Annotated in this window: 21 protein-coding genes; 1 reads left to right on the plus strand and 20 read right to left on the minus strand. The window is 46.0% G+C overall.

From position 1 onward, the window contains the following. Positions 1–38 precede the first annotated feature (38 nt). On the plus strand, positions 39–533 hold the full coding sequence (moaC, locus tag H9659_RS10240) for a cyclic pyranopterin monophosphate synthase MoaC (protein WP_191690138.1): 495 nt from the start codon (positions 39–41) through the stop codon (positions 531–533). A 24-nt stretch (positions 534–557) separates the two neighbouring features. Here moaC and H9659_RS10245 read toward each other — a convergent pair whose 3' ends face one another. From H9659_RS10245 to H9659_RS10340, 20 genes are all read right to left on the minus strand, one after another. Continuing rightward, positions 558–1,064, minus strand: a complete 507-nt coding sequence (locus H9659_RS10245; protein WP_225217770.1) for a MogA/MoaB family molybdenum cofactor biosynthesis protein — start codon at positions 1,062–1,064, stop codon at positions 558–560. Positions 1,065–1,078: 14 nt separating this feature from the next. Beyond that, on the minus strand, positions 1,079–2,098 hold the full coding sequence (locus H9659_RS10250; RefSeq protein WP_191690142.1) for a ThiF family adenylyltransferase: 1,020 nt from the start codon (positions 2,096–2,098) through the stop codon (positions 1,079–1,081). Between the two features lie 68 nt (positions 2,099–2,166). After that, a complete protein-coding gene (locus H9659_RS10255) occupies positions 2,167–3,657 on the minus strand; it encodes a nitrate/nitrite transporter (protein ID WP_191690144.1) in 1,491 nt (496 codons plus the stop codon). Positions 3,658–3,729: 72 nt separating this feature from the next. Beyond that, positions 3,730–4,254: a hemerythrin domain-containing protein gene (locus tag H9659_RS10260; protein ID WP_191690146.1), complete on the minus strand. Its 525-nt coding sequence runs from the start codon at positions 4,252–4,254 to the stop codon at positions 3,730–3,732. A 30-nt stretch (positions 4,255–4,284) separates the two neighbouring features. After that, positions 4,285–4,932: a response regulator gene (locus H9659_RS10265; protein ID WP_191690149.1), complete on the minus strand. Its 648-nt coding sequence runs from the start codon at positions 4,930–4,932 to the stop codon at positions 4,285–4,287. Then, positions 4,910–5,995 (minus strand): sensor histidine kinase, encoded by a 1,086-nt coding sequence (locus H9659_RS10270; RefSeq protein WP_225217771.1) that lies wholly within the window; start codon positions 5,993–5,995, stop codon positions 4,910–4,912. Before H9659_RS10270 ends, H9659_RS10265 begins: the two co-directional genes overlap by 23 nt. Further along, complete coding sequence (locus tag H9659_RS10275; RefSeq protein ID WP_191690151.1) at positions 5,992–6,456, minus strand: GAF domain-containing protein; 465 nt, start codon at positions 6,454–6,456, stop codon at positions 5,992–5,994. The genes H9659_RS10270 and H9659_RS10275 overlap by 4 nt, the downstream gene beginning before the upstream one ends. A 51-nt stretch (positions 6,457–6,507) precedes the next feature. Then, positions 6,508–7,188, minus strand: a complete 681-nt coding sequence (gene narI / locus H9659_RS10280) for a respiratory nitrate reductase subunit gamma (RefSeq protein WP_191690153.1) — start codon at positions 7,186–7,188, stop codon at positions 6,508–6,510. After that, the gene (gene narJ / locus H9659_RS10285) at positions 7,181–7,750 is read right to left on the minus strand and encodes a nitrate reductase molybdenum cofactor assembly chaperone (protein WP_191690155.1); all 570 of its coding nucleotides are present in this window, start codon (positions 7,748–7,750) and stop codon (positions 7,181–7,183) included. The genes narI and narJ overlap by 8 nt, the downstream gene beginning before the upstream one ends. Next, positions 7,743–9,350 carry a nitrate reductase subunit beta gene (gene narH / locus H9659_RS10290; RefSeq protein WP_191690157.1) on the minus strand — a complete coding sequence of 536 codons (1,608 nt, stop codon included), beginning with the start codon at positions 9,348–9,350 and terminating at the stop codon, positions 7,743–7,745. The genes narJ and narH overlap by 8 nt, the downstream gene beginning before the upstream one ends. Beyond that, positions 9,340–13,017, minus strand: a complete 3,678-nt coding sequence (locus H9659_RS10295) for a nitrate reductase subunit alpha (RefSeq protein ID WP_191690159.1) — start codon at positions 13,015–13,017, stop codon at positions 9,340–9,342. Before H9659_RS10295 ends, narH begins: the two co-directional genes overlap by 11 nt. A 516-nt stretch (positions 13,018–13,533) precedes the next feature. Next, positions 13,534–14,571 (minus strand): ribonucleotide-diphosphate reductase subunit beta, encoded by a 1,038-nt coding sequence (locus tag H9659_RS10300; RefSeq protein ID WP_191690161.1) that lies wholly within the window; start codon positions 14,569–14,571, stop codon positions 13,534–13,536. Beyond that, the gene (locus tag H9659_RS10305; protein ID WP_191690163.1) at positions 14,541–14,990 is read right to left on the minus strand and encodes a flavodoxin; all 450 of its coding nucleotides are present in this window, start codon (positions 14,988–14,990) and stop codon (positions 14,541–14,543) included. The genes H9659_RS10300 and H9659_RS10305 overlap by 31 nt, the downstream gene beginning before the upstream one ends. After that, positions 14,975–17,197 (minus strand): ribonucleoside-diphosphate reductase subunit alpha, encoded by a 2,223-nt coding sequence (locus H9659_RS10310; RefSeq protein ID WP_191690164.1) that lies wholly within the window; start codon positions 17,195–17,197, stop codon positions 14,975–14,977. Before H9659_RS10310 ends, H9659_RS10305 begins: the two co-directional genes overlap by 16 nt. 426 nt (positions 17,198–17,623) lie before the next feature. Then, entirely contained in the window at positions 17,624–19,744 is a 2,121-nt protein-coding gene (locus H9659_RS10315; protein WP_191690166.1) for a methyl-accepting chemotaxis protein, read from the minus strand. Between the two features lie 144 nt (positions 19,745–19,888). Then, positions 19,889–21,295 carry an alanine/glycine:cation symporter family protein gene (locus tag H9659_RS10320; RefSeq protein ID WP_191690168.1) on the minus strand — a complete coding sequence of 469 codons (1,407 nt, stop codon included), beginning with the start codon at positions 21,293–21,295 and terminating at the stop codon, positions 19,889–19,891. 158 nt (positions 21,296–21,453) lie between these two features. Further along, on the minus strand, positions 21,454–22,356 hold the full coding sequence (locus tag H9659_RS10325; protein ID WP_191690169.1) for a chemotaxis protein: 903 nt from the start codon (positions 22,354–22,356) through the stop codon (positions 21,454–21,456). A 544-nt stretch (positions 22,357–22,900) separates the two neighbouring features. Next, positions 22,901–23,644 carry a PepSY domain-containing protein gene (locus tag H9659_RS10330; RefSeq protein WP_225217774.1) on the minus strand — a complete coding sequence of 248 codons (744 nt, stop codon included), beginning with the start codon at positions 23,642–23,644 and terminating at the stop codon, positions 22,901–22,903. 43 nt (positions 23,645–23,687) lie between these two features. Beyond that, positions 23,688–25,043: a sensor histidine kinase gene (locus H9659_RS10335; protein WP_191690171.1), complete on the minus strand. Its 1,356-nt coding sequence runs from the start codon at positions 25,041–25,043 to the stop codon at positions 23,688–23,690. Further along, complete coding sequence (locus H9659_RS10340; RefSeq protein WP_191690173.1) at positions 25,033–25,737, minus strand: response regulator transcription factor; 705 nt, start codon at positions 25,735–25,737, stop codon at positions 25,033–25,035. Before H9659_RS10340 ends, H9659_RS10335 begins: the two co-directional genes overlap by 11 nt. Between the last annotated feature and the right edge of the window lie 165 nt (positions 25,738–25,902).

Genomic DNA, 25,902 nt, shown 5'->3' on the forward strand with positions numbered 1-25,902 from the left:
TTATACTGAATCTATCAGAGCTGAAAGGAATGATTCGAATGGCAGAACTCACTCATTTCAATGAGCAAGGACGCGCACGGATGGTGGATGTATCCGACAAACCAATAACATCCCGAACTGCTGTTGCCAGTTCATCGATCCTTGTCAATGAAGCGATTTACAATCAGATCAAAGAAGGAACAAACAAAAAAGGCGATGTGTTCGCAGTCGCACAAGTCGCCGGGATTATGGCAGCTAAAAATACTGCAACCATCATTCCGATGTGTCATCCTCTTCCACTGACGGGCGTCGACATCCGATTCGACTGGGATGTTGATGAATCAGTGGGCCACTATGAAGTGCTCATTCGCGCAGAAGTGAAAACGACAGGCCTCACTGGTGTTGAAATGGAAGCACTCACAGCCGCTTCAGCGACGGCCTTAACGGTATATGACATGTGTAAAGCAGCTGGTAAAGAAATGATCATCGGCCCCACGATGCTCCAGTCCAAAACAGGCGGGAAAAACGGAGATTACTCAAGGACGGACGCATAATGCGCATCCGTCTTTTTTCATCCCTTACAAGTGCTTCGTCAATTCATAGTGAATGTGCAATAACTCCGGCATGACGAGACGGTCCATTGCAAGCGCAACCGCTTTTACGGATCCCGGTAAGGCGAACAGAACTTTCTCTCCTACTGCACCAGCAGCTGCACGGCTTAGCAACGCTTTCGAGCCAACATCTTCCGCATAACTGATGTAGCGGAACAACTCACCGAATCCCGTCAGTTCCTTTGTAAAAAACGGACGGATCGTTTCAATTGTCACGTCCCGATAGCTGATGCCGGTTCCGCCAGTTATAATAATGGCATTCGCGTCCTTCTTGCCGATCCATGATTCCACTGCTTTCAAAATCGCATTCTTATCATCAGGACAAATGATCCGGGCGATGACTTCGTGTCCTGCTTCCTCCACCCTTTCACAAATCAGTCGTCCGCTATTATCATTTTCTTCCGTACGTGTATCGCTCACTGTCAACACACATACATTCAATTTCCTCTTCATGTCCGTATTCCCTTTTTGCATGTCCATTCTCCTCCTTATCCAAACAGCTGGTGATAGATTTTGCGCCCTTTTTGAATATCTTTCAACCCGTGGACGAGAAGTCTACCATTTGAGAACCCTACACACCGAAAGCCTTCTGCGTAAAATTCAACAAAATAGGGAGTACGCTTTTCCACTGTCCCGAGACGTTCCGCAACGCGATAGACATCATCATCCGTTAACTTACGCTCAGCTGCGGGTATGATTTGAACCGTTTCCCTTCCACACAATACCGCATATTGAGTACCTGACTCGGAATGCAGTGACGGATATGAAGGAGCACTTCCACACGTTTCACACGTCACCTTTTTCAACCGGGTGATGCCCGCTTCCACTTGCGTATTATGCCAAATATCCGTGTGCAGCAATTTCGTCCGCATCGATTTTCGGTTGCCGGTTAACCATTTTAGCGCTTCCGTACTTTGGTGTGCGGCTGTAAGTTGAACGGCAGGGGCAATGATGCCCGCAGTATCGCAGGTTTCATTGACCGAAGGGAGTACTGGCAACAAGCATCTGAAGCAAGGCGTCTTTCCTGGGATGAATGGAAATATGCTGCTGGAACTTCCGACACAAGCCCCATACACCCATGGAATGCCGTATTTCCAGGCGAAGTCATTCAGTAATAATCTTGCTTCAAAGTTATCTGTCGCATCGAGTAAAATATCCACATCTTGCGCATAGTGTTCGAGAAGCGGTCCATCGACATGCTCAAGCAGCGGAACAAGTGTCACATCATTGCGGATTGCACGTAATCTGGCAACCGCAGCAACCACTTTCGGCACCCCATGGACGGCATCCTGTTCTGTGAATAGCTGCTGCCTTTGTAGATTGGAAGGTTCCACATAGTCTCGATCTGCTATCGTCAATTTCCGAATTCCTGCACGCACAAGCGTCTCTGCAATCGCAGAACCAAGTGCGCCACAACCGAGCACAAACGCATGTGAATTTTCTAATTTTTGTTGTCCTGTGTCTCCTATCGAGTTGAACAAAACTTGTCTTGCGTAACGGTGTTCCAATATACGCACCTTCTTTTCGCGAAAAGTAAGCAGAGGACCGCCAGTCGATTCGACCAGCCGTCCCCGTTTTAAGCTTTGGTAATATCGCTGAACGTTCCAACGTAACGGGTTACATCCCCATCATTATTTTTAATGGCGTTGATGGTCAATAACTCCAAGTATTCAGAGTCATCTTTCCGTTTGTTCCATATTTCTCCTTGCCACGATCCTTCGCTACCAATGACACTCCACATAGTGGTGTAGAATTCCTTGGATTGTTTGCCTGAACTGAGGACATTCGGATTTTTCCCAATCACTTCATCGGCAGAATATCCTGTCAATCGAGTAAAAGCAGGATTGACCGATAGGATTTTCCCGGATGCATCTGTGACAAGAATCCCTGAACCCGTCGAGTCAAACACTTCTTTTGCAGTGGACAGACGATCCATGTAATAGAGCCAGATGACGAGGACGAGGCTGACGAGTGCAAATTGGGCAAACGCCATGAAGCCAATCGAATACGAGCCAGTCATGGAATGTACTGCGGATAATAGCAACGGCGGGAAGAATCCACCAAGGCCACCCATCATGGACACAATTCCGTTTGCTGTACCTGCTTGTTTACTGAAGTAAAACGGAACGAGTTTAAAAATAACTCCATTTCCAATTCCAGCTGTGAGTGCAATGAGCATGATACCGATCGTATAGAGCAGGATCGACGGAGAGAATGCGAGCAAAACCGCAGCAAATGTCAGTCCTGCAAAAACTCCCATGAGTAGAAATAATGGTTGGAAGCGATCTGCAAGCCATCCGCCTACCGGACGGAACAGCGTCGCGACAATGATGAAGCCAGCTGTCCTCATCCCTGCATCGACTTTTTCCAACTCGAAGTAGTCAACCAGAAAGTTCGGTAAAAAGATTGTAAACGCCACAAACGAACCGAATGTTATGAAGTAGAATAGTGAAAAGAACCATAATTTTTCATTTTTATAAACGCCTTTGATTTGCCCGATCATGGAGGTTTTCACTTTCGGTTCCTTGCGATCACCGAGCACGAAGTTCAATGCCGCGAACGCAAGCAAGAGAATCAGATAGAATTTAACAGTGGCACTCCATCCGAACTGAACCGCCAGGACAGGCGCCGCGAATGTCGTAACAGCCGTCCCCACATTCCCCATTCCATAGATTCCGTTGACGAGACCATGCTTTTCTTTCGGATAATATTTAGGAAGCGAAGTGACCCCGACAGAGAACACAGCTCCCCCGATTCCTAAGAATGTCCCGCCAATGATCAAGTCCGTAAATGAGGATGCTGCACTTATGTAAAACACCGGAAATAACAACAAGATGAAACTTACTGCAAAGATGATTCTCGCACCGAAAACGTTCGCATAATAACCGAGCGGAATACGCAAAATCGAGCCGAGAACGACCGGAACTGCAGTGACAATTGCAACTCGGGATGCGGGAATCGCAACATCTTCACGAATGAATGGAAGCAACGATGAAATGAGTACCCATACCATGAAACCTACGACTAAGTTTGCCGTTTGCAACGGCAATTGCACTTTTTTAATCATCCATATCAGTCCATTTCTATAGGGGATGAAAGGCTTTTCGCTACCATGTCTTTGTCCATACAATCTAATTGGCTATGCAATTGGCGTGTAAAGCTTTTCGAATAATGCGTCTTGCTGCTCGATACGCAACATCGATTCCACCATCGGAAAAATAATCGCTTCTTCCTTGATGAAATGCACAGTTATCGCCTCATAGGCTTCTCCTGCGTCTTTCGCCACAGCTTTGAAATCATTCAGTGACAAACCATCCAGGCTGCCTCGTGTATGATGAAGGAAGTGTCCGATATAGGCATCCAGTTCTTCATGCTCTTCCTCGACTGCCTTCACAGGCCCCTGGTCGCCTCCGATGTATTGGGCAAGCTCGGGAAACAAAATGTCTTCTTCCTTCTCTGTGTGATTCTTAAACGGCTCGATAAACTCAATAAGTGCTTTTCGCAACGTCATAATCGCTTCACGAGCCTCTTCCAGCGAGTAAATGTTCCGTTCAAATCCAAGTACAATCGGGTGCCAATTATCCATTAGATACGTCAAGTACTGATGCTCGTTTTCCAACACCTGCAACGCAGGCAAATCGAATTTGAATCGCTTGGATTCCATGCCGAAGCCTCCGTTTTCACTAAATCAGTTTTAGAAATTCAAGAACTTCTTCTTCAGAGCGTATTCAACGAGTTCCGGTTTACTCTTCAAGTTCAACTTCTCCATCAACTTCGCTTTATGTGCTTCCACTGTTTTAACGGAGATGTACAGTTTTTCAGCGATTTCTTTGTTGCCATATCCTTTCGCGACAAGTGGCAAAACTTCAATCTCACGCTTAGAAAGGATTTTAAATGGATCCGTTTCCACTTCGTCTCCATCTTTTTTCACAAATTCCCGAACGAGCGAAGTCGCCATAGAAGGTTGGATATACGTGCCACCATCATAAACCGTACGAATTGCTGCAAATAATTCTTCATCAGGAGAATTCTTCAATACGTATCCGGAGGCGCCGTTCTTCAGTACGTGAAACAAATATTCTTCGTCGTCATACATCGTTAAAATGACGATTTTCGTATCCGGGAAATCTTCGTTGATTTTCCCAGTGGCGATCAGACCACTTTCGCCAGGAGGCATGCTCAAGTCCATCAAAAGGACGTCCGGTTTATGTTTAGCAACGAGGTCGTAAGCTTCTAAGCCATCTGCCGCTGTCGCTACGACTTCCATATCCCGTTGAAAATTCAAAATGTGCATAAAGCCGCTTCTTACGACCGCATGATCATCCGCGATGATTATTTTCAATGTCCGTCTCCTCCTTCTTCAGAGGCACGGTGAGTATAATTGTCGTTCCCTTTCCAATGCCTGTTTGAACCGTTAACGCAGCATCCACCAGCTCCGCACGTTCTTTCATCCCGAATAATCCGAGGCCTGTTCCTTTGTACGTTGGTGCATTCAAGTCAAATCCCACTCCATGGTCCCGTACTGTGAGTGTTAAAACATCCGAAGTTAGCAAAAGTTCGACATCGACCTCATCTACCTCTGCATACTTCAATGCGTTGAATACCGCCTCTTGGCATACCCGATAGACGACAGTTTCAATCTCCCCTTCAAAACGGCGGGATTGCATGTTGCTCGTGAAATGGACGAGGAGTCCATAATTTTTTTCAGTCCATTTGAAGTGGGTGCGGAATGCAGCTTCCAACCCTAGGTCATCCAGCGTTGCGGGTCTCAGCTGAACGGATAGATGACGGATGTCGTCAAGCAGACGCATGAGTGATCCTTCTGTTTGTCTCACCTTTTTCAGCACGTCGTCTTCCACGTTCATATACTTCAATACGCGCAAATCCACTAAAGAACTCAGCATCTCTTGTGCCACACTGTCATGAAGCTCACGAGAAATCCGCTTACGCTCATCTTCTTGTGCTTTAATGACTCGTTTGACAAGCGTTTTTTGATGCAACGTTTCGGACGTTTGTAATTGCTCTGTCAAATCACGGAGCATGAATACCCGAATTCCTTGTTCTGCATCGATCATTTGAATACTGCCTGTATACGGCACTATCCCTCGGCCAACTGTTTCCAAAAACACTTGGAAGGAAGGGATATTCCGTTCCGGATCGGACATATAACAAGAAATGCATGTCTGTTCTTCTTCTGCACTTGTGAATCCTTTGCATGCCATACAGATTGCCTCTGTACTTCCGGACTTCATGAGTTGAGCAACCTGAGGATCGAGAATTTGTTCAGCGGCTTTGTTCATCGAAAGAACACTGCCCTCAAGACTGAAGAAGAAAATCGCCTCTGTAGAGTTTTCATACAACTGTTCCAGCAAATTACCAATACCACTTTGACTGAGCCCATTCAAATCCCGGTCACCTCCTCACTATAATAAGGTCCGAATGTAGGTGTCACTAAGGACTGCAGCAATTCAAACTTCTCAATGGACATACACTTCTGCTTTCGGCATCCGGCGAGCAGAATCCCTTTCACACGGTTGTATTTAAACAAAGGGATCGCTGCGAAACTTTCAAGTTCTTCTGCAATGAGAATCGGATAGTTATACATGTCTTCTTTTTTATAATACTGATGAGCATCGGGTACGAATATCGGTTTACCTGTCTTGAATACAATCCCCGCCACTCCTTTTCCGGAGTGTAAAACGATACGTCTAAAGCGCTGACTTAAATTTCCTGAAGCAAACTCCCAACGGATCTGAAAGTGCCGCTCCTCGGATTGCACGAGCGCCAATGCAACGAAATCGCACCCCATCGCTAGACGAATCTCTTCAACTTGCTGCTGATAGTTAAATGCTGCCTGGCTTTCCATGAGACATCCTCCCTCTATCTTAAGAAAGGGCTCATTCCGCCTCTCTCGTCATCAGTCTCTCTTATCCTTTCTGTAAAGGATATAACTTCTGCCTACATAATTCAACGGCACACTCCATACGTGCACAAGTCTTGTGAATGGCCACATTGCAAAAATGAGGAAACCTGTAAGAATGTGCAGCTTGAATGCAATAGGAACGGATGCCATGAACTCGGCCTGGGGCTGGAAGATGAGCAAGGACCGGAACCAGATTGAAATCGTCGAACGATAGTCAAATCCCGGTGTCGTCGTGTTCGTAATCAGCGAACTGTATACACCGATGAATACGATGAACAGCAAGAACGAGTTCACGATCAAATCCGAAGCGGATGACAAATGACGGACATTACTATTGGTAAATCGTCTGCTTGTCAAAATGATCATTCCGACGAGCGTCACCACCCCGAAAAAGCCGCCGCCCCACACTGCCCCGATATGGTACATATGATCGCTGACACCCATGGCACGCGTCCATTCTTTAGGAATCCCGAGCCCCGCTACGTGTCCGAGGATGACAGGGAAAATACCGATGTGGAACAGCAAACTACCTATCATGAGTTGCTTTTTCTCGATGAATTCACTGGACTTCGCCGTCCAGCCGAACTGATCATGTCTGTAGCGGAAAATATGACCGACTATGAATACTGCAATACAAAGATAGGGGAATATCACCCATAGGAATTGGCTAGTCATTAGCTGGAACCTCCCTGCGGATACACGCTTTGAATTCTTCTCTCATTCCTTTCACAAGCGAATGATACGGACTTTCGTATTTTTCCAACGCTTTCATCAAATGATAGGAGCCATCTTCAAGGACAGCTAGAAGCATGGAGAAACTTTGTTGTGCACGAGGATCTCCTTTCCACTCAGCAGCGTAGATGAATTCACACATAAGTGGTAATGAATCGGAGAGTTCGCTATCCGGCATGACAAGACCGAACATTTCATACAGCACTTTAAGACGTGCCAGCGTTTGACCGCGCTCTCTGGAATCGCCATATTTCACATAGGTCATGAACAACGTGGCATCTTTTTGAAAATCCAGCGTGTAGGTGTACATCTCCTGGATTTCATCCAGACTGTACGTTTGCATGGTGTCCCAATACTCTTTGACATCTTTATAGGAAGGATCGGAAGGGTTCAGCGACCCTTCCAATACACTCGGATGAAACGTCAACTTATCGGGATACGAAAATTGCTTAGCGAAAAATCCGAAAATCTGTTTCTTTTCATAGAGAAGGTCTAAGTCAATCACGCCAGATCCCCCCATAGAAGTTCTCTTCGTAAATCTCCTTACCTGTCTTTACAGGAGCGCCTGGGGATGCAGGTCCACATCCATCACAACTCCCATTCGATCCCATTACGGAATAACTATAGTTATCGGATTGTGCAGCTTCACCATAGGTCCCCATATCCGTGTAACCTGCTGAACCTTGTGATCGGTACACGTTCATCTGGCCTTCTTTGTGGGAAGTCGGGATGACAAATCGATCTTCATACTTTGCAATGGCAAGTAAGCGGTACATCTTTTTCGTGGATGAAGCCGTCAATCCGACGCGTTCGAGTTTAGTCTCGTCAAAGTCTTTACCGGATGACTGTGCTCTCATAAAGGAACGCATCATCGCCATCCGCTGCAAAGATCCTTTGACCGTTTCCGTGTCACCAGCAGTCAGCATATTCGCTAAGTATTGAATCGGAATCCGCATCTCTTCAATTGCCGGGAAGATCATATCCGGATTCTGGATGGAATCTTTCCCTTCAAAGTAGTTCATGATCGGGCTTAGTGGCGGAACGTACCAAACCATTGGCAATGTCCGGTACTCAGGGTGCAATGGGAATGCAAGCTTGTATTCGATTGCAAGTTTATAGACCGGTGAATTTTGCGCTGCTGAAATCCAGTCTTCTGAAATACCGTCTTTTCGTGCTTGCTCCATGACTTCCGGATCGTTCGGATCGAGGAACAAATCACACTGTGCTTTATAGAGATCTTTCGGATCAGGCGTTGCAGCAGCTTCAAGTACACGGTCCGCATCATACAGTAAGACACCTAGATAACGGATTCTGCCGGTACATGTCTCCGAGCAAACCGTCGGCAGTCCGGATTCAATTCTAGGGAAACAGAATGTGCATTTCTCCGCCTTATTCGTTTTCCAGTTGAAGTACACTTTCTTGTAAGGACATCCTGTCATACAATAGCGCCATCCGCGGCACGCTTCTTGGTCTACAAGCACGATTCCGTCTTCATCACGCTTATACATCGCTCCTGATGGACATGAGGCGACGCAGCTCGGGTTTAAACAATGTTCGCACAGTCTAGGCAAGTACATCATGAAAGCTTGCTCGAAGTTGAACTTGATCTCTTCTTCGATTTTCTGGATGTTCGGATCAGTCGGGCCTGTAATATGGCCGCCTGCTAGTTGGTCCTCCCAGTTCGGACCCCATTCAAGATCCATATAGTCACCTGTTACAACCGATTTTGCACGTGCAACCGGTGTATGCTTGCTTTCGGGTGCGGTCGTCAATTTTTCATAGTCGTACGTCCAAGGCTCGTAGTAGTCTTTCATCTCAGGCATATCCGGATTGTAGAAGATCTTACCGAGGGCGATTTTTGAAAGCTTGGAACCCGATTTGAGCTCGAGCTTCCCGTTGCGCAAGTTCCAGCCGCCTTTGTAGATTTCCTGGTCTTCCCACCGTTTCGGATAGCCGATTCCTGGTTTCGTTTCCACGTTGTTGAACCACATGTATTCAGCACCTTCGCGGTTCGTCCATGTCGTTTTGCATGTCACACTGCACGTATGGCAGCCGATGCATTTGTCCAAGTTCATCACCATTGCGATTTGCGCTTTAATCTTCAAGCCAGTTGACCTCCTTCATTTTACGGACGGCTACGTATTCATCACGCTGGTTCCCGATCGGTCCGTAATAGTTGAATCCGTAACTAAGTTGCGCATACCCGCCAACCATTTGAGTCGGCTTCATATGGATACGAGTCGGTGCGTTGTGACTGCCTCCGCGTTCTTCCGTAATTTCAGAGCCAGGAACTTGAATGTGTTTGTCCTGGGCGTGATACATGAACATCGTGCCTTTAGGAATCCGGTGACTGACAACCGCACGCGCTGTGACAACCCCGTTCCGGTTATACACTTCGAGCCATGCATTATCGTCAATATCGTAGGCAATCGCATCTAGATCAGAGATCCATACAGTCGGACCTCCGCGGAACAGCGTCAACATGTGCTGGTTATCTTGGTAGGTCGAGTGGATGTTCCACTTGCCGTGCGGCGTCAAATAGCGCAGGACCAGCGAATCTTCTGTTCCAGCAACTGGACGATCATGCGGTCCGAGCACAAGCGGCGGTAGCGTTGGTTTATATACCGGTAGCGCTTCCCCGAAGTCCAAGAACAATTCATGATCCAAGTAGAAATGCTGACGGCCCGTAAGCGTTCTGAACGGTACCATACGTTCAATATTCGTTGTAAATGGTGAATATCTGCGACCCAGTTTATTGGACCCGCTAAAGACCGGCGTCGGAATGACTTCACGCGGTTGGGCAGTGATACTGGCAAATGTGAATCGTTCTGCTGCACGGTCTGCTGAAATATCCTTTAGCTCGACCCCTGTATCGTGCTCTGCTGATACGAATGCTTTCTGGGAGACACGGCCATTTGTTGCCGATGAAAGTGTCAGCATCGCTTCTGCTGCATGCTTTGCAGTATGGAGTTTTGGCAAGCCGTCTTTGATCGTGTCATCTTCATACACACCGTTAATGCCTTTCATCATCTCGTATTCTTCAGCAACTGAGAAGCTGACACCGTGCGCACCCACTTTTCCTGTAGATAGTAACGGGCCGAGCGTGATGTATTTGTCATATACTTTCGTGAAATCCCGCTCCACTATTGTCATACCAGGCATCGTCTTCCCTGGCACCGCTTCTACCTCGCCCCTCTTCCAGTCCTTGACGTCTCCATAAGGTTGAGCAATCTCCTGGACTGAGTCATGGGCAAGCGGCGTAGTTACTAAATCCTTGTATACACCAGGTAGGTGGGTTTTCGCCATTTCTGAAAATGTTTCTGCAATCGATCTATAGATGTCCCAATCGGAACGCGACTCCCATAGGGGGTCAACCGCCGGATTGAATGGGTGAACGAATGGGTGCATATCCGTTGAAGACAAGTCTACTTTTTCATACCAAGTCGCCGCCGGCAGTACGATATCCGCATACAGCGGTGTGGTTGTCATCCGGAAATCGAGTGCAACCAGCAAGTCGAGTTTCCCTTCGACTTCCTCTCGCCAGACGATCTCTTCAGGTTTCATGCGTTCGTTCGGTTTCGCTAGCAATCCGTCAGATGCTCCGAATAAGTGCTTCATGAAGTATTCTTGCCCTTTTGCTGAACTGGACACAAGATTCGAGCGCCAGACGAAAAGACTTCTCGGGAAGTTCTCAGGAGCATCCGGGTCTTCCACTGCAAAGTTCATCTTGCCTGATGTCAGTTGTTCTTTCACGTACCCTACAATTTCAGGGGTTGTCGTCTTTCCTTCTTTTGCAGCTTCTTCCGTGAGCTGCAGACTGTTGCGGTTGAACTGCGGATAAGAAGGAAGCCATCCAAGGCGTGCCGCGAGTACGTTATAGTCTGCTGGGTGTTCATATCTGGCATTCCCGCCAAGCGGTGACATGAGTGATTGAGTGCCTGCTTCTTCATACTTCCATTGGTCTGTCGAGAAGTAGAAAAACGACGTCGCGTTTTGTAATCTCGGTGGTGCTTGCCAGTCTCTTGCAAAGGCGATTGTGCTCCATCCTTCAATCGGACGGCATTTCTCCTGTCCTACGTAGTGGGCCCAGCCCCCGCCGTTTACACCTTGTGAAGCAGTAAGTGTCACTAAATTCAAGATGGCGCGGTAGATGGTATCGCTGTTAAACCAATGGTTGATACCCGCTCCCATAATGATCATCGAGCGTCCGCCCGTATCGAGTGCGTTCTGTGCAAATTCCCGGGCGATCTGGATGACAAGCTCCGGTTTCACACTCGTAATCTTTTCTTGCCACGCTGGCGTATAGATCGACGTTTTATCGAAGTAATCTTTTGCTTCCAAGTTACTGCCGACTCGTTTCACACCATATTGACTGAGCATGATATCGTAAACGGTTGCGACACGTCTTGTTGTGCCATCTGACATCGTTAGCACTTTCGTTGGAATCGGACGCGTGAACACTCCGTTCGATAAATTATCGAAGAATGGGAAATGGATCTCTTTCCACTCTGCGTCTGCATCCGCAATGGACAATGCAGGTTCTACGCGGGTCCCATCTTCTTTGTCGAGGAGTAAGTTCCATTTGACGTCCTCTTCCCAGCGCTGTCCCATTGTGCCGTTCGGAACGATGATTTCATTCACGCTTTCATCGAGAATGACCGGTTTCCACTCTGCGTGCTGCGATTCTTGCCCAATATCACTTGCGCGCAGGAAACGTCCTGCTTTGTATGCTCCTTCGTGTTCATCCAGAATGACGAGGAACGGCATGTCCGTATATTGTTTCGCATAGTTCAGGAACATCGGCTCTTTGCGCTGTTCGTAAAACTCGTCAAGAATGACGTGTGTCATCGCTTGAGCGACAGCGGCGTCCGTTCCTGGATTTGCTGCAATCCAATCATCCGCATGAGTCACGCTTTCTGCATAGTCCGGTGCGACCGATACGACTTTTGTTCCTTTATAACGAACTTCCGTCATGAAGTGCGCATCCGGTGTCCGGGTCAACGGAACATTTGAGCCCCACATGATGATGTAACCTGCGTTAAACCAGTCACTCGACTCAGGTACGTCTGTCTGCTCCCCCCAAATTTGTGGTGAGGACGGCGGAAGATCCGCGTACCAGTCGTAGAAACTGAGCATCTCTCCTCCGATGAGGGAGATGAAGCGTGCACCAGATGCATAGCTGACCATCGACATCGCTGGAATCGGAGTAAATCCTGCAATTCGGTCAGGACCGTACTTTTGAATCGTATAAATGAGTTGTGCGGAGATGAGCATCGTCGCATCACGCCAATGAATTCTCACATGACCGCCTTTTCCACGTGCTTGTTTATACTCTTTCGATCTCTCTGGACTTTCGACAATACTCGCCCATGCTTTGACAGGGTCCTTGAATTCCGCCAGTGCCTGGCCCCACATACGCCACAGCTTCCCTCTGATATATGGATATTTAATACGGAGCGGGCTATATTCGTACCAAGAGAAAGAAGCTCCCCTCGGACAGCCGCGAGGTTCGAATTCCGGCATATCCGGGCCACAAGAAGGGTAGTCAATTTGTTGGTTCTCCCATGTAATGATTCCGTTCTTGACGAACACTTTCCAGCTGCATGACCCCGTGCAGTTCACTCCATGGGTGGTCCTGACTACTTTGTCGTGCGACCAGCGTTGACGGTACATGTTTTCCCAATCACGGTTCTTTTCTTCAAGCACAGACCAATTACCGGAATACTTTTCAACAGGCTTGAAGTAATTCAAATTGAATTTCGTTTTCTTCATTGAGTTTCATGCTCCCTTCCTAAATGACCAACAGGATATGCCTTGCGAAACCATTTCAGAATTTTCCTATATGACTATCCTATAGTGTATTCTGAATATTTCCTATTAGGGTTTTCCCTATTACTGAATTCAGTTCTTTTTTATCATCAGGATTTTTGATATAAAGTATCAGTTTAACTTTTCATAAGTGGGGAATACAACGATCCCGCTAATTTCAGCAGTAATGGAAGACCTCATTTCTCACCAGATATCCTTCATTTCCAATCCTTTTTTGAGCATTGCATTGTATCTTAATATGAGTATAGCGGTGAATTCCTTAGTTATATATGAGGGGATGTCCTATTTCACTGCGAGGATTTTGGTGATATTTTGAAAAGACTTAGGGAAGTGGAGGGTAGGCAGGCAGCAAAAAATGCATTTTTAAAGGAGTATCCATACGTTTCATCATCTTCCATTTGTCCCATTAAAAAAGCCCGGTGTTCAGCATGTCGCTGAACACCGGGCTTAACTTGTTGCTTATAGATCGTCGAATCCGTTCAAATCACTAGTTTTCACGTATTGACGGGAAGTTTGTTCGAAGAAGTCTGTTTTGGTTCCATCAAAATTGTCCGTATAAGCACGGATCCACTTCATGGGATTGTCGATGAATTCAGGATAGATCTCACTGAGTCCGAGCATACGAAGCATTTTGTTGGCACGGTATTTGACATAGCCGTCCATTTCATCCAAGTCGATTCCGTCAATGTCAGCGAGCACGTAGCGGCTCCAAATCGTTTCCTGTTCCACAGAATAGCGGAACTGGTCATAGATCCATTCCGTGAATTCTTCTGTGTTGTAGTCCGGATTTTCTGCAAGGGCTGCACGGAAAATATCACTGATTGCTTTGCCATGCTGCAGCTCGTCTCGGTTAATATATGAAATCATCGTAGATGTGCCTACCATTTTTTGATGACGGGCTAAGTTATAGAAGAATGCAAATCCGCTGTAGAAAAACAAGCCTTCGAGTAAGGTCGTATAAACCATCGCTTTCAACACTGTTTCAATCGTCGGATTCGTCGCAAATTCATTATAGATCTCAACAATGCGTTCGTTTCTCTTCATTAAGACATCATCTTTGCGTCCCATTTCAAACGATTCCACTTGTTTGTCATACGTAGTCACGGAAGACAATACGTATGCATAGCTATGGTTGTGTTCGCTTTCCTGGTCGGCAATCGTTGCCATGATGGACTTGACAGATGGGTCCGTGGCAAAGTCAGCAATCTTCATTGCCACGACTGTTTGCGGACCATCCAATGTTGCCAGCAAACCAATAATCTTTAAAAATGCGTCTTGTTCCGCTTTTGACAGGTTTGCAAATTGCTTCACGTCCTGTGTCATATCGACTTCGTTAGCTGTCCAAAACAAAGACCGGATCCGTTGACGCATTGTATAGAAATGCGGATGCGCTAAGTTGTTCCAGTTCAGGATACCGCTCGCTTCCCCGCCAAAGATCGCAGTTGCTTTGTTCGGATTTGCTGGATTCAGTACGTTAACTCGTGTAAGTGTCTCCAATGGTCTAGCACTCCCTCTGCCCAGTTAGTCACGCGGATTTCTTGCGCGCCACGCGGGCTTTGTTCAATTTTCAGCGGTTCAAGCGCCGAGTTATAAAAACGAGCCAATTTCACCGCGGCGTTGCAAAACAGATCATCCCCGCCGAATTGTGTATCACCCGTTCCAAAAACGTATACATGGTCCGGCTTCGCGCCGACATCCAATACGAAATCTTTCACTTCATCAGGCGTGGAGCCTTGGTCCCACGTAAACGAACCGACGATCATCGCGTCAAAATCACGATAATCGGGTACGGGACCTTGGCCGATGCGGTGCATTTGAACGGATGCACCGCCTGCTGCTAATGCCTTTTCAATCAATTCCGCAGTTTCTGCAGTATTGCCGCTCCAAGAAGCATAGGCAATTAAGAATGACACCATTCGCACTCCTCGATTTCCGATGCCGTCGAACGTGTATAATAAGTAGTTTTCATGCCTGATTTCCAAGCTTGCAAATGTAGGTTGAGCAATACGGACGCACGGATATTGTTCGGTACATAGAAGTTGAATGAAATGGACTGGTCAATGTGACGCTGACGCGCAGCATTTTGCTTAATCGACCAGCGCTGATCGACAATATACGCAGAACGGCGATAGACATCATACGTATTGTGATCCAAGTCCGGTGCAATGACCGGCAATTTATAGTCTTTCTTCTCTTCATGGTAGAACGGCTTGAACACAGGGTCGATCGATGCTGTAGAACCCGCAATGACAGAAGTTGAACTGTTCGGTGCAACCGCCATTAGATAGCCATTTCGAATTCCGGTTTCTGCAACGTTCTTACGCAGTTCGTTCCATTCATCAGAAACGTAATCACGTTTGTCGAAATACGCGCCTGTTTCCCAATCAGAGCCTTCGAACAAAGGATACGAACCTTTTTCGCCTGCGATTTCCATAGAAGAACGAATCGTCAAGTATGCAATTTGTTCGTACAGACGATCTGCGAATTCAACCGCTTCGTCTGATTCCCACTGAATTCCTTCCAAAGCAAGGAGATGGTGCCATCCGAAAGTCCCAAGACCGATTCCTCGGTAGCGACTGTTCGTACGCTGTGCTTGGACGACTGGAATTTTGTTCAAATCGATCACGTTATCGAGCATACGGACTTGAATCGGAATCAAGCGCTCCAACACGCCTGCAGGAACTGCTTTCCCTAAGTTTACAGAGGACAAGTTACAAACAACGAAGTCACCTGGTTTTGAACGGGTCACGACAATATCATCTTCCAATGTGACAGATTCAAACTCAGTTGCACTCATGTTCTGCATGATCTCTGAACAGAGGTTACTTGAATAGACAATCCCTGCGTGCTTATTCGGGTTGGCACGATTCACTTCATCCCGGTAAAACATGTAGGGAGTCCCTGTTTCAAGCTGGCTGCGCATGACGCGCTTCATGATTTCAATTGCTGGTACCGTCTCTTTTGAAATTTCCGGATGATTCACACACGCTTCATAGCGTTCGCGGAATGTACCCGATCCTTTTTGTTCGTCATAAGAATCTTCCAGTGAATATCCCATCACTGTACGGACTTCGTGTGGATCGAACAAGTGCCAGTCGGCGCGGGCATCTACCGCTTCCATGAATAAGTCGGGCAAACAAACGCCTGTGAAAATATCATGTGCACGAAGACGCTCATCACCGTTGTTCAATTTCAGATCAAGGAACGTGAAAATGTCTTTATGCCACACATCCAGATAGACCGCTACTGCACCTTGACGCTGTCCGAGCTGATCCACGCTGACCGCTGTGTTATTCAGCTGCTTGATCCATGGAAGGACTCCGCTGGAAGCACCTTTGAATCCACGGATGGACGACCCGCGAGAGCGTACTTTGCCCATGTATACGCCAATTCCTCCGCCGTATTTCGACAAGTTCGCAATATCCGTGTTGCTGTTATAGATTCCAGTCAATGAATCATCGACCGTATCAATGAAACAACTCGAAAGCTGACCATGCGGTTTTCCTGCATTCGAAAGGGTTGGTGTGGCAACGGTCATGTACAAATTGCTCATTGCCCAATACGCTTCGGCGATCTTACCAATCCGATCACCTGTCTCGCGCTGCATAAGCGTCATCGCAATCACGAGCCAGCGTTCTTGCGGCAACTCAACAGGAACTTTCGAATAGTTGACAGCTGCGTAGCGGTCCATCAACGTCTTCAAGCCGATGTATGTAAACAGCTTGTCCCGCTCAGGCTTAATAAGAGCCCCGATTGCTGTCAATTCGTCTGTTGTATAGTTTTTCGTCAAGTCTGCTGTATAAAGACCTTGTTCGACTAGAGACGCGACATGACCCGCAAAGTTCGAATAGACCGCTTCCCCGCGATGTTGCTGCTGGTCTGCATACAGTTTCTGCAAGTAGAGGCGCGCGGCAACGAACGTCCAATAGCTGGATGCTTCATCGATCAGACTCAATGTCTCAAGAACCATCGCATTCGTCCATTCTGCAAATCCGCCCTCAGCATGTTTTGAAAGCCATTTATCACTTGCTTGCGTCAGTGGTGCAATCCGTTCCGCACCAAATTCCTCCTGTAAAGCTTCTAGCACGCGTGTTGTATCATTCGTTTCACGGGTTAGTGTCATATCGACCGTCTCCTTCCATATTCTTTCATATTTGAGCAATTAAAAAAGAGCTGAGAAAACGCGCTTCAAAGGCGTTTCCTGCGAAAGCCTATAAGACGGCATTTCGACATCAGCACTATATATAGTGTGTTATTTACTTATCTACCCTAACATCTTGTGCCAAAACAGTAAATAGGCAAAAAGTGACGTAATTTTTTCTTAGCCGCCTATACGTGCATTGCACCCGGGATTTTCCCTCGAAATATTAGTTTATCACACATCCGTGTCGGACAGTTACTCGTACCGCTCCAAATCATTAGAAACAAAATCCTTGCTTTTTTCTTCCTATTCCGCCTATCAGATAAATGGATTTGCAAAGTTTACAAATTCAAAACAGAGGAGAAATTTTTCAATTCCGTCCTCTGTTTCGAATGTTGGTTCATCCTATTACAATTGTTCCTTTGCGAGTTCAAATCGTTCAACGACTTGTTGTAGTTCACTCGCAATGCGTGTCATTTGTTGGACGGAGTCTGCAACACGTTCGAGTTCCTGCTGCTGCGCAATAGAAGAGGCGCTCACTTGTTCAGCAGATGCCGCTGTCTCTTCTGAAACTGCTGACACACTCTGGATTGCAAGAATTGCCTGGTCTTTGTGCGAAATCATTTCGGATAAATTCGCAGAAAGCTCTGCGATCGATTTGTTCATTTCATCTGTGAGCTTTGCATTGAGTACAAATGATTTCTCTGTACTCGCGACAGACTCACTCTGTGTCTTCATCGATTTCGTGTTTTGAGCAATCACGTCAACAGTCGCTTTCGACTGATCCAAGATCTCCTGGACTGTCTGCTGAATAGTTCCTGTCTCACTACTTGACTGCTCCGCAAGCTTACGCACTTCTTCCGCAACAACGGCAAAGCCCTTTCCGTGTTCGCCTGCACGCGCGGCCTCGATGCTCGCATTGAGCGCAAGCAAGTTCGTTTGGGCTGTGATGTCCTGAATCGATGTGATCACTTGGTTGATGCCTGATATTTTGTCCGTCAATGCGGTCATTTGTCGTTCCACTTGTTCGTTCATGCGGTTCGCCATCTCATTTTGTTCACGTAAACGATCGACCTCTGCAAGTCCGTTATGCGTAGACTCCACTGTTTGACGTGATAAGCCATCCATATTCTCGGATAATGCAGAGATTGTCGTAATTTGATCTGCAAGATCTCCCATGCGGTGGCTCGTTTCTTCCGTGTCTTCCGATTGCCTGGATGCCCCTTGAGCAATCTCTTCTGTCGCAACGGAGACCTCTTGGCTGGATGCAACAATTTCTTCAAACGCATGGTTCACCCGGGCGGATGACTCCGTAAGTCGAGAAGAAGCTGATAATACTTCCACCAGGGCTTGGTTCGTTTGGTTAAGCATATGATTGTAAGAAGTCGCAACAGAGCCGATTTCGTCTTGCTTCAGCTTGCTCACATCGACTTGGTCCGTTAGATTTCCTGAAGCCGCCGTTTCCATCGATTTCTGGACGCGTGACAGAGGATTGATCTGACGGTATACGAAAAACGCTGTAATAAGTCCCATCAATACTACCATGACCGCTGCGGCAATTAACGTGAAGACTAAAATGCGTGTAAACGGTGCAACAATCACTGTCTCGGGTAAAACCGTTTGAACAGACCATGTCTGATCAAATCCAGCCAATGTAATCGGAGCAAAGACGTTGAATGCTTCTTCGTTATACGCTTTTGAGTTCACATACAGTGAATCTGTTTTTCCATTCGTTAGTTTGTCTTTCACAGGCTGCCAATCAATGGCGTCCTTCATATTAGAATTGTTCAGCTGTTCTTTCAAGCTGTTTTGTATAAGAACCCCGTCATCGGATATCACAGAAGCATATCCGCCTTCAGGAGCGATTTCTTTTGTTAATTCCCCTAAAAAGTCCAGGGACATGTTGGCACTTATAACCCCAGCAAAATCGCCATTTTTTGCAAATAACGGTACAGTTAAAGACGTATAGCTTTTGTTTTCTCCATTTACTTCATACGTGATGGGTTCTTGGAAGAGCGATTTCTTGTCAGCTTTCGGTTTCAAATACCAGTCACCTTCACCTGGGTTTTCATATCCGACTGCTGCTTGTAATTTCACATTGCCGTCCACCTTAAGAAAAAACGGGATGAATCTCCCTTCCGAATCCATGAGTTTCTTGTCAGCTTCAGATAACCCCTCTGTAGAAAGCACACCTTTTTCAAATATGGCATTGATACTCACTGCATTCGGATTTCCTTCCAGATTCTCCCTCAGAACAGATAAGACATCTGCGGCAGCTAATTTCGAATTGGAGTTCATCACTTCCAAAACTCGCTTAGTTGTATTCAACGACTCATCCGTTTGTTTAAATTGTTCACTTAACTCTAAGGCGACACGCTCTGTATCCGTTTCTGCAAATTTTTCTGCATTCGTTACAGTTATGCTATGAGTGTAAACCATAGTACCTAATGCATAAATTACAAATAATAGCAGAAAAACTCCTATTATGAGCGAGGACAGCTTAAAAACAACACTTTTAGACTTTTTCATTCTGTACATCCCTTCCATTTCATGTGACTTAGTGATTATACCTATTAGCACATATGAAGGATAGTTTTTAGAACTATTGTCACAAAAAAGTCACTGGAATCGTATTTCATCCAGTGACTCTTAATATCTATTATTAGTTAAATGTTATTTGGGCTGTTCTTCTCCCCAGCATTCGGTTCCTTTCAAACCCGGAATCGATTTTGCCTGGAATTTAGGATTTAATCCTTTTCTACGCTGAATCGTGAAGTCATCCAAGACTTTGAAGGCTGTCTTACTCAATAAGGCAATGACAATGAGGTTCAATACAGCCATCAGTCCCATGAAGACATCCGCAAGGTCCCATACTGTCTGAACTTTCGCCATTGCTCCGAACATGACCATGCCGAGTACAGCGATCCGATAGACTGTCATCCAGATTTTATGCGCATTGATGAATTCAATATTCGTTTCTCCATAGTAGTAGTTCCCGATGATCGAACTGAATGCAAAGAACAAGATCGCGATCGCTACGAAATAAGGAGCCCAAGAACCGACGTGTTCCGCCATAGAAGCTTGCGTCAACAAGATTCCATCTGTCTCCCCTTTATCGTAAAGGCCAGCCAGCAAAATAATGAATGCAGTCGCTGAACAAATAATGATCGTATCGAAGAAAACTCCAAGACTTTGAACGAGACCTTGTTTCGCCGGGTGCGTCACGTTTGCCGTCGCAGCAGCATTCGGCACACTACCCATACCTGCTTCGTTCGAGAATAATCCGCGACGAACACCTTGCATGATGGCAGCGCCAACACCACCGCCTACCATCTCCTTAATACCGAATGCATGTTCAATTATCAAGGTAATCATTGCAGGGATTTCAGTAATATTCATAATAACAATATACAACGCGACAACAATATATAAGGTAGCCATGATAGGTACGATTGCTTGAGTGACTTTTACAATTCGTTTAACACCACCAAATATAATGATTGCTGTTAACACAACAAGAACAATACCGACTGCCCAATCCGGAACATCAAACACATCAGAAAACGATTGACTGATCGTATTCGACTGCACCGCGTTAAATATGAAACCGAAACATAGAGTTAAAAGAATGGCAAAAACGATTCCTAAACCTCTCAATCCCAATGCTTTTTGCATGTAGTATGCTGGACCGCCTCGGAACGTATCCCCGTCCCGTACTTTATATACTTGTGCCAACGTGCTTTCGATGAAAGCGGTTGCCATACCGATAATCGCAATAATCCACATCCAAAATACTGCGCCAGGACCACCAATTCCTATCGCGAGTGCGACACCTGTCACGTTCCCTGTACCAACACGAGAGGCTGCACTGATTGTGAACGCTTGGAATGCTGAAACGCCGTCTTCGTTATCTTTCTTTTCCGTGATCAAACGGAACATTTCCCCGAAGAGACGGAATTGAACGAACTTCGTACCGATTGTGAAGTAAACTCCAAGCACTAGCAATAAGCCGATAAGTACGTAAGACCATAAATAATTACTGAATGAGCCTGTTATCCAATTTAAAAAATCTGTAAACATCCAGTCACACCTCCACTTTTTATATTCTATTAATTTTTTAAACAACTTGTTTCTTCTGTACCCTCTTTTTTTATCCAATAGACAAAAAAATGTCGATGGTTTAGTAAACCATCGACACTGCGTGAATTGCAATAGAAACTACTATACACCGAATATTTTTACAGTACGTATTGATCGATCTTCAGGACAAGCTCCGCAATTTCCGGTTTACTGATTTGTTCGTCTGCACCTACACTTGTGCCTTTGTGTTTTAATTCATCCGTGATTAAAGAAGAGAAGATGATGACAGGCAGTTTTGCAAGACCTTTATGCTCCCGAATCCTTCTAGTGAAATGATGACCATCCATTTGCGGCATTTCAATATCCGTAATGACGAGTTGAATCGTATCTGCAACATCGCCTGTCTCTGCCACTTTCTCCAGATAGGCGAGCGCATCTTTCCCATTCTCAAAAAATTCAACCCGCTCATAACCCGCTTCTGACAAGGTTGTCTGCAATAATTTCCGTAAAAGAGGAGAATCCTCTGCAACGAGTATACGCTTATCAGAACGCTCCCGCTTTCCGAGCTTCTGGATTTGCTCGAGGCGAATTCCCGTTTCAGGACTGATTTCCATGACGATTTTTTCAAAGTCGAGCAAGAGCATCATGTCTCCGCCAATCTTGATGACCCCGATGACAGGGGAAGTTTCTGCTGAGTAAGCACCCGATGGCTTCTCAATGGCGTCCCACGAAATCCGGTGGATCATCGTCACATTGTGCACGTGAAATACCACTTGTTGTTGATTGAAAGAAGATACAATGTACTTGTCATTTTGTGGATTTGCAGACGGCCCTGCCCCTAACACGCGTTCCATATTAATGACCGGCAGAATTTCACCACGCAATTGAATAATCCCTTCCACCGCAGGATCCGCGTGAGGGATAGGCGTAATCGGCACGGGTACGATAATTTCTTTTACTTTAATGACGTTAATGCCGTATCGGCTACCGGCAACTTCGAACTCAACGATTTCCAGTTCGTTTGTTCCGCTCTCTAATAATATTCCGCTTTCATAAGCCATTCCAATCAGTCCTTTTCATATAGTCGCAATTTTTCTCGTTCGCTCCTGCTCCGCCGTTCTGTGCGAAGCGGCTCTACTACTCTATTTCGGCATCATGTAGTGCATGCTTGAGGGCTCTCTTCCTTTTTTCTCAAATTGTATGCATCCGTCGGCAGATCTGCGGCAGGCAGCCCGTGAAAAGGGATCTTAATTGAGGGTTATGCTCATAAATCTTGGATTGTGCTCATAAATCCCGGATTTTGATCATAAAACCTGGATTGCGCTCATAAATCTCGGATTTTGCTCATAAAACCCGGATTGCGCTCATAAATCCCGGATTTTGATCATAAAACCCGGATTGCGCTCATAAATCTCGAATTGTGATCATAAAACCTGGTTTGCGCTCATAAATCTCGGATTTTGCTCATAAAACCCGGTTTGCGCTCATAAATCTCATATTGTGCTCATAACCTCTCAGATACGCTCACCAATTTCAATTTTCTTCATAAGAAAACCGATCAGCGTTGGCTGATCGGTATGTTTCCATAGACTCATGTATTTACTCTCAGTCATCCCATGTAACTGACATGATCTTGCCAGAAATGGCGTGGATTTGATAGGTCGCTTGGTCAGGGCCATCCTCAACGTCAATTTCAATTTCGACGAGGTAATAGCCTCCTTCTGATGTTTCGACAAAGTCGACGTCATCAACTTCACCTTTCAATTGACGCAATGCAATTTGAATAGCTTGTTGTTCTGTAAGTAAAACTGTTTTCTGCGGTGCCGGCTTACTAACAGGCGGTTTCATCTGCGATTGCGATTGCTGTTGCTGTTGTTGCGGTTTAGGTTGCGGCTTCGGCTGAACCGGAGCTGGTTTCGGAGTCTTAGGCTGTGGTTTAGTCGCTTCTGCTGCTGGCTGAGCAGGCACTTCCACTGTTTTTTCAACCGAAGATTGGTCTTTGGAATCTTCTTCGTCCTTTTTCTTCTCAGCTTTTTCAGGAACTTCCTCTTGCTTTGCTGCCATTTCTGTAGAAGGCTTCTCTAAAACCATTGATAGAACATTGCCTGTTTCACTATCTACACGAACCGCATAGACAGATCCCTCCCGCGTAAGCGTCGCTCCATATATATCATTTTGCAATAATAGATCGTTCACTTTGCCATTGTACATCGTTTCCAGTTGGTTCTTGATCGAATCGGAAGGTATGGTATCTGCGTGAGACACGATGCTTTTCATATAAAACATACCTGCAACGACCATGAGCAGGACGAGACTGAATGGCAGCAAAAACTTCTTGCCCTTTTTCATATCGGTTCACCTCTCTCATAGCGTATCAGATGGACATTAGAATTCACTGAGAATCGGTCGTTTTCAGTAGCCAAACCGTTACTTGCGTCCCTTCCCCTTCCTCACTCTCAATATCGAGCTTCATTCCTAAGCCAATCGCAATTTCGTTTGCAATGGCAAGCCCTAAACCGGTGCCTCCCGTTTTACGATTGCGGTCTTCATCCACCCGATAAAACCGATCGAATAGGAACGGGATATCCTTTTCAGGGATTCCTTTTCCGTAATCCCGGATACAAATCCGTACATACTCATTTAGCTCTTCCATCTCAACATCGATTTCACGCTCGCTATATTTCCGCGCATTGTCGAGTAGGATTATCAAGAGCTGTTTCAGATGAATTCCATCTGTGGATACGTTCAGCTGGTCTGGCCCCTTAATCCGAACGGCTCTTCCATAGGCGCTCGTAATCATTCGAGCGGCATCCTCTATAACCAAGCGGACGTCTGTCTCTTCAAACACATAAGCAGCTGGTTCATTATTACGGGCAAGATCCAACATTTGTTCAACCATTTCCTTCATACGTTTCGTCTCGCTGCGAATCGCAGACAGCGCCTCTTCTGTAAGTTCAGGCTTGTCCATTCCGCGACGCTCCAGCAGTCTTGCATAACTGTCTATGACTGTAATTGGCGTTTTTAATTCATGAGATGCGTCTGATACGAACTTTTCCTGTTTGCGGTAGTTCTGTTCCAACTGGATCATCAGTTCATTGAACGTCTGACCCATTTGTGCCAACTCGTCTTTTCCATGTTCAGGAACTGCAATTTGCTGGAACGTACCTGACCGCCGGCTGTCTGTCATCGCTTGGATCAGCTTTTCAATCGGCTGTGTGACAATGCGTCCAAGTGTAATACTTGAAATTATGATCGGGATCATCGCAAACAATGTGATTCCGATCATCACCATTTTCAACAATCTTAAATTCGCCTTCAAGTCCGTTAATACTTGAGTGACTTCCAGATTGACCACTTCCCCAGTCGGCCAAATGGTAGGAATGGAAATCGAAAGGGCTTCGTAGCCATCGTACGGAATCAGTGTATAGTCTTCACCTTTTTTAGGAACCGGAAATTTATTATCCAATCCTTCCATGGATTGGACAGTCAAAACATCGTCCCCGTTTTCATCTACAACTCGAAGAGCTCCATTCGGCGGTACATATGCGCGCAAAATAATCTCCGCTTCCTCTTCGTCAGTCATTTTACTTAAGGCAACCGTTAATTCCTTGGCACTTCCAAGGAGCTGACTGTATTCAGTTTTGTGCTGTGTCCGATCGAACGTGAAGTAAATCCCTAAATTGCTTAGAATGAGCAAAATCAGCATCATTACAGTAGAAAGGGAGTGGATTTTGTTCTTAAGTTTCATGACGTGAATCCTTCAACGCATACCCAACCCCACGAACCGTTTGGATGTATGATGGACCGCATTCCGGGTCGATTTTCTTTCTTACATATCGGATGTATACGTCGACTACATTCGTATCTCCGTAATAATCATACCCCCAAACCGCGTCCAGCAATTGCTCTCTCGTCAATACCTGATTCGGATGTTTCAACATATGGAATAACAAATCATACTCCCGCGGGGTCAATTCTACTAGTTCACCGCCACACCGGACTTCCCGCGTCTGATCGTGAATTGAAATTCCGTTGAATTCATGCAGATGAACATCCGTTGCCACAGGTGCTCCTTTAAATGAAAACCGGAGCGCTGAACGGATCCGTGCAAGCAGTTCTTCAATTTCGAAAGGTTTAGTTACATAGTCATTGGCACCCAGATCGAGCCCTGTCACTTTGTCCTCCATATCACTTTTTGCCGTCAGCAATATTACAGGGGTCATCGTTTTATCGGCTCGGATGCGTCGCAATACATCCAGTCCATTCAAACCGGGCAGCATGAGGTCAAGCAAAACAAGATCCCATTCCTGCTCACGGTACATGATGAGACCGTCCGTCCCTGTATGGCACGTCGCCACTTCGTATCCCTCAAATTCAAGTTCCAGTTGCAGAACGCGAGCGATACTTTCTTCATCTTCTATAATCAATAGTTTCTCAGCCATTGTCAGATCACCTTTTCCATCGCTTAATCGCTAGACATTATTTACTTCAACAAGCGAACTTCGTCTTCACGGAAGTTTTCTTTAATTCTATCAGTTTTCTATCTGGCAAGAGAATTTAAATGCAAGCATGAAAAAAGAAGCAACCCGCTTGCTGAGCGGGTATGC

The organism is Sporosarcina gallistercoris (genome assembly GCF_014836415.1).
GTDB lineage: Bacteria > Bacillota > Bacilli > Bacillales_A > Planococcaceae > Sporosarcina > Sporosarcina gallistercoris.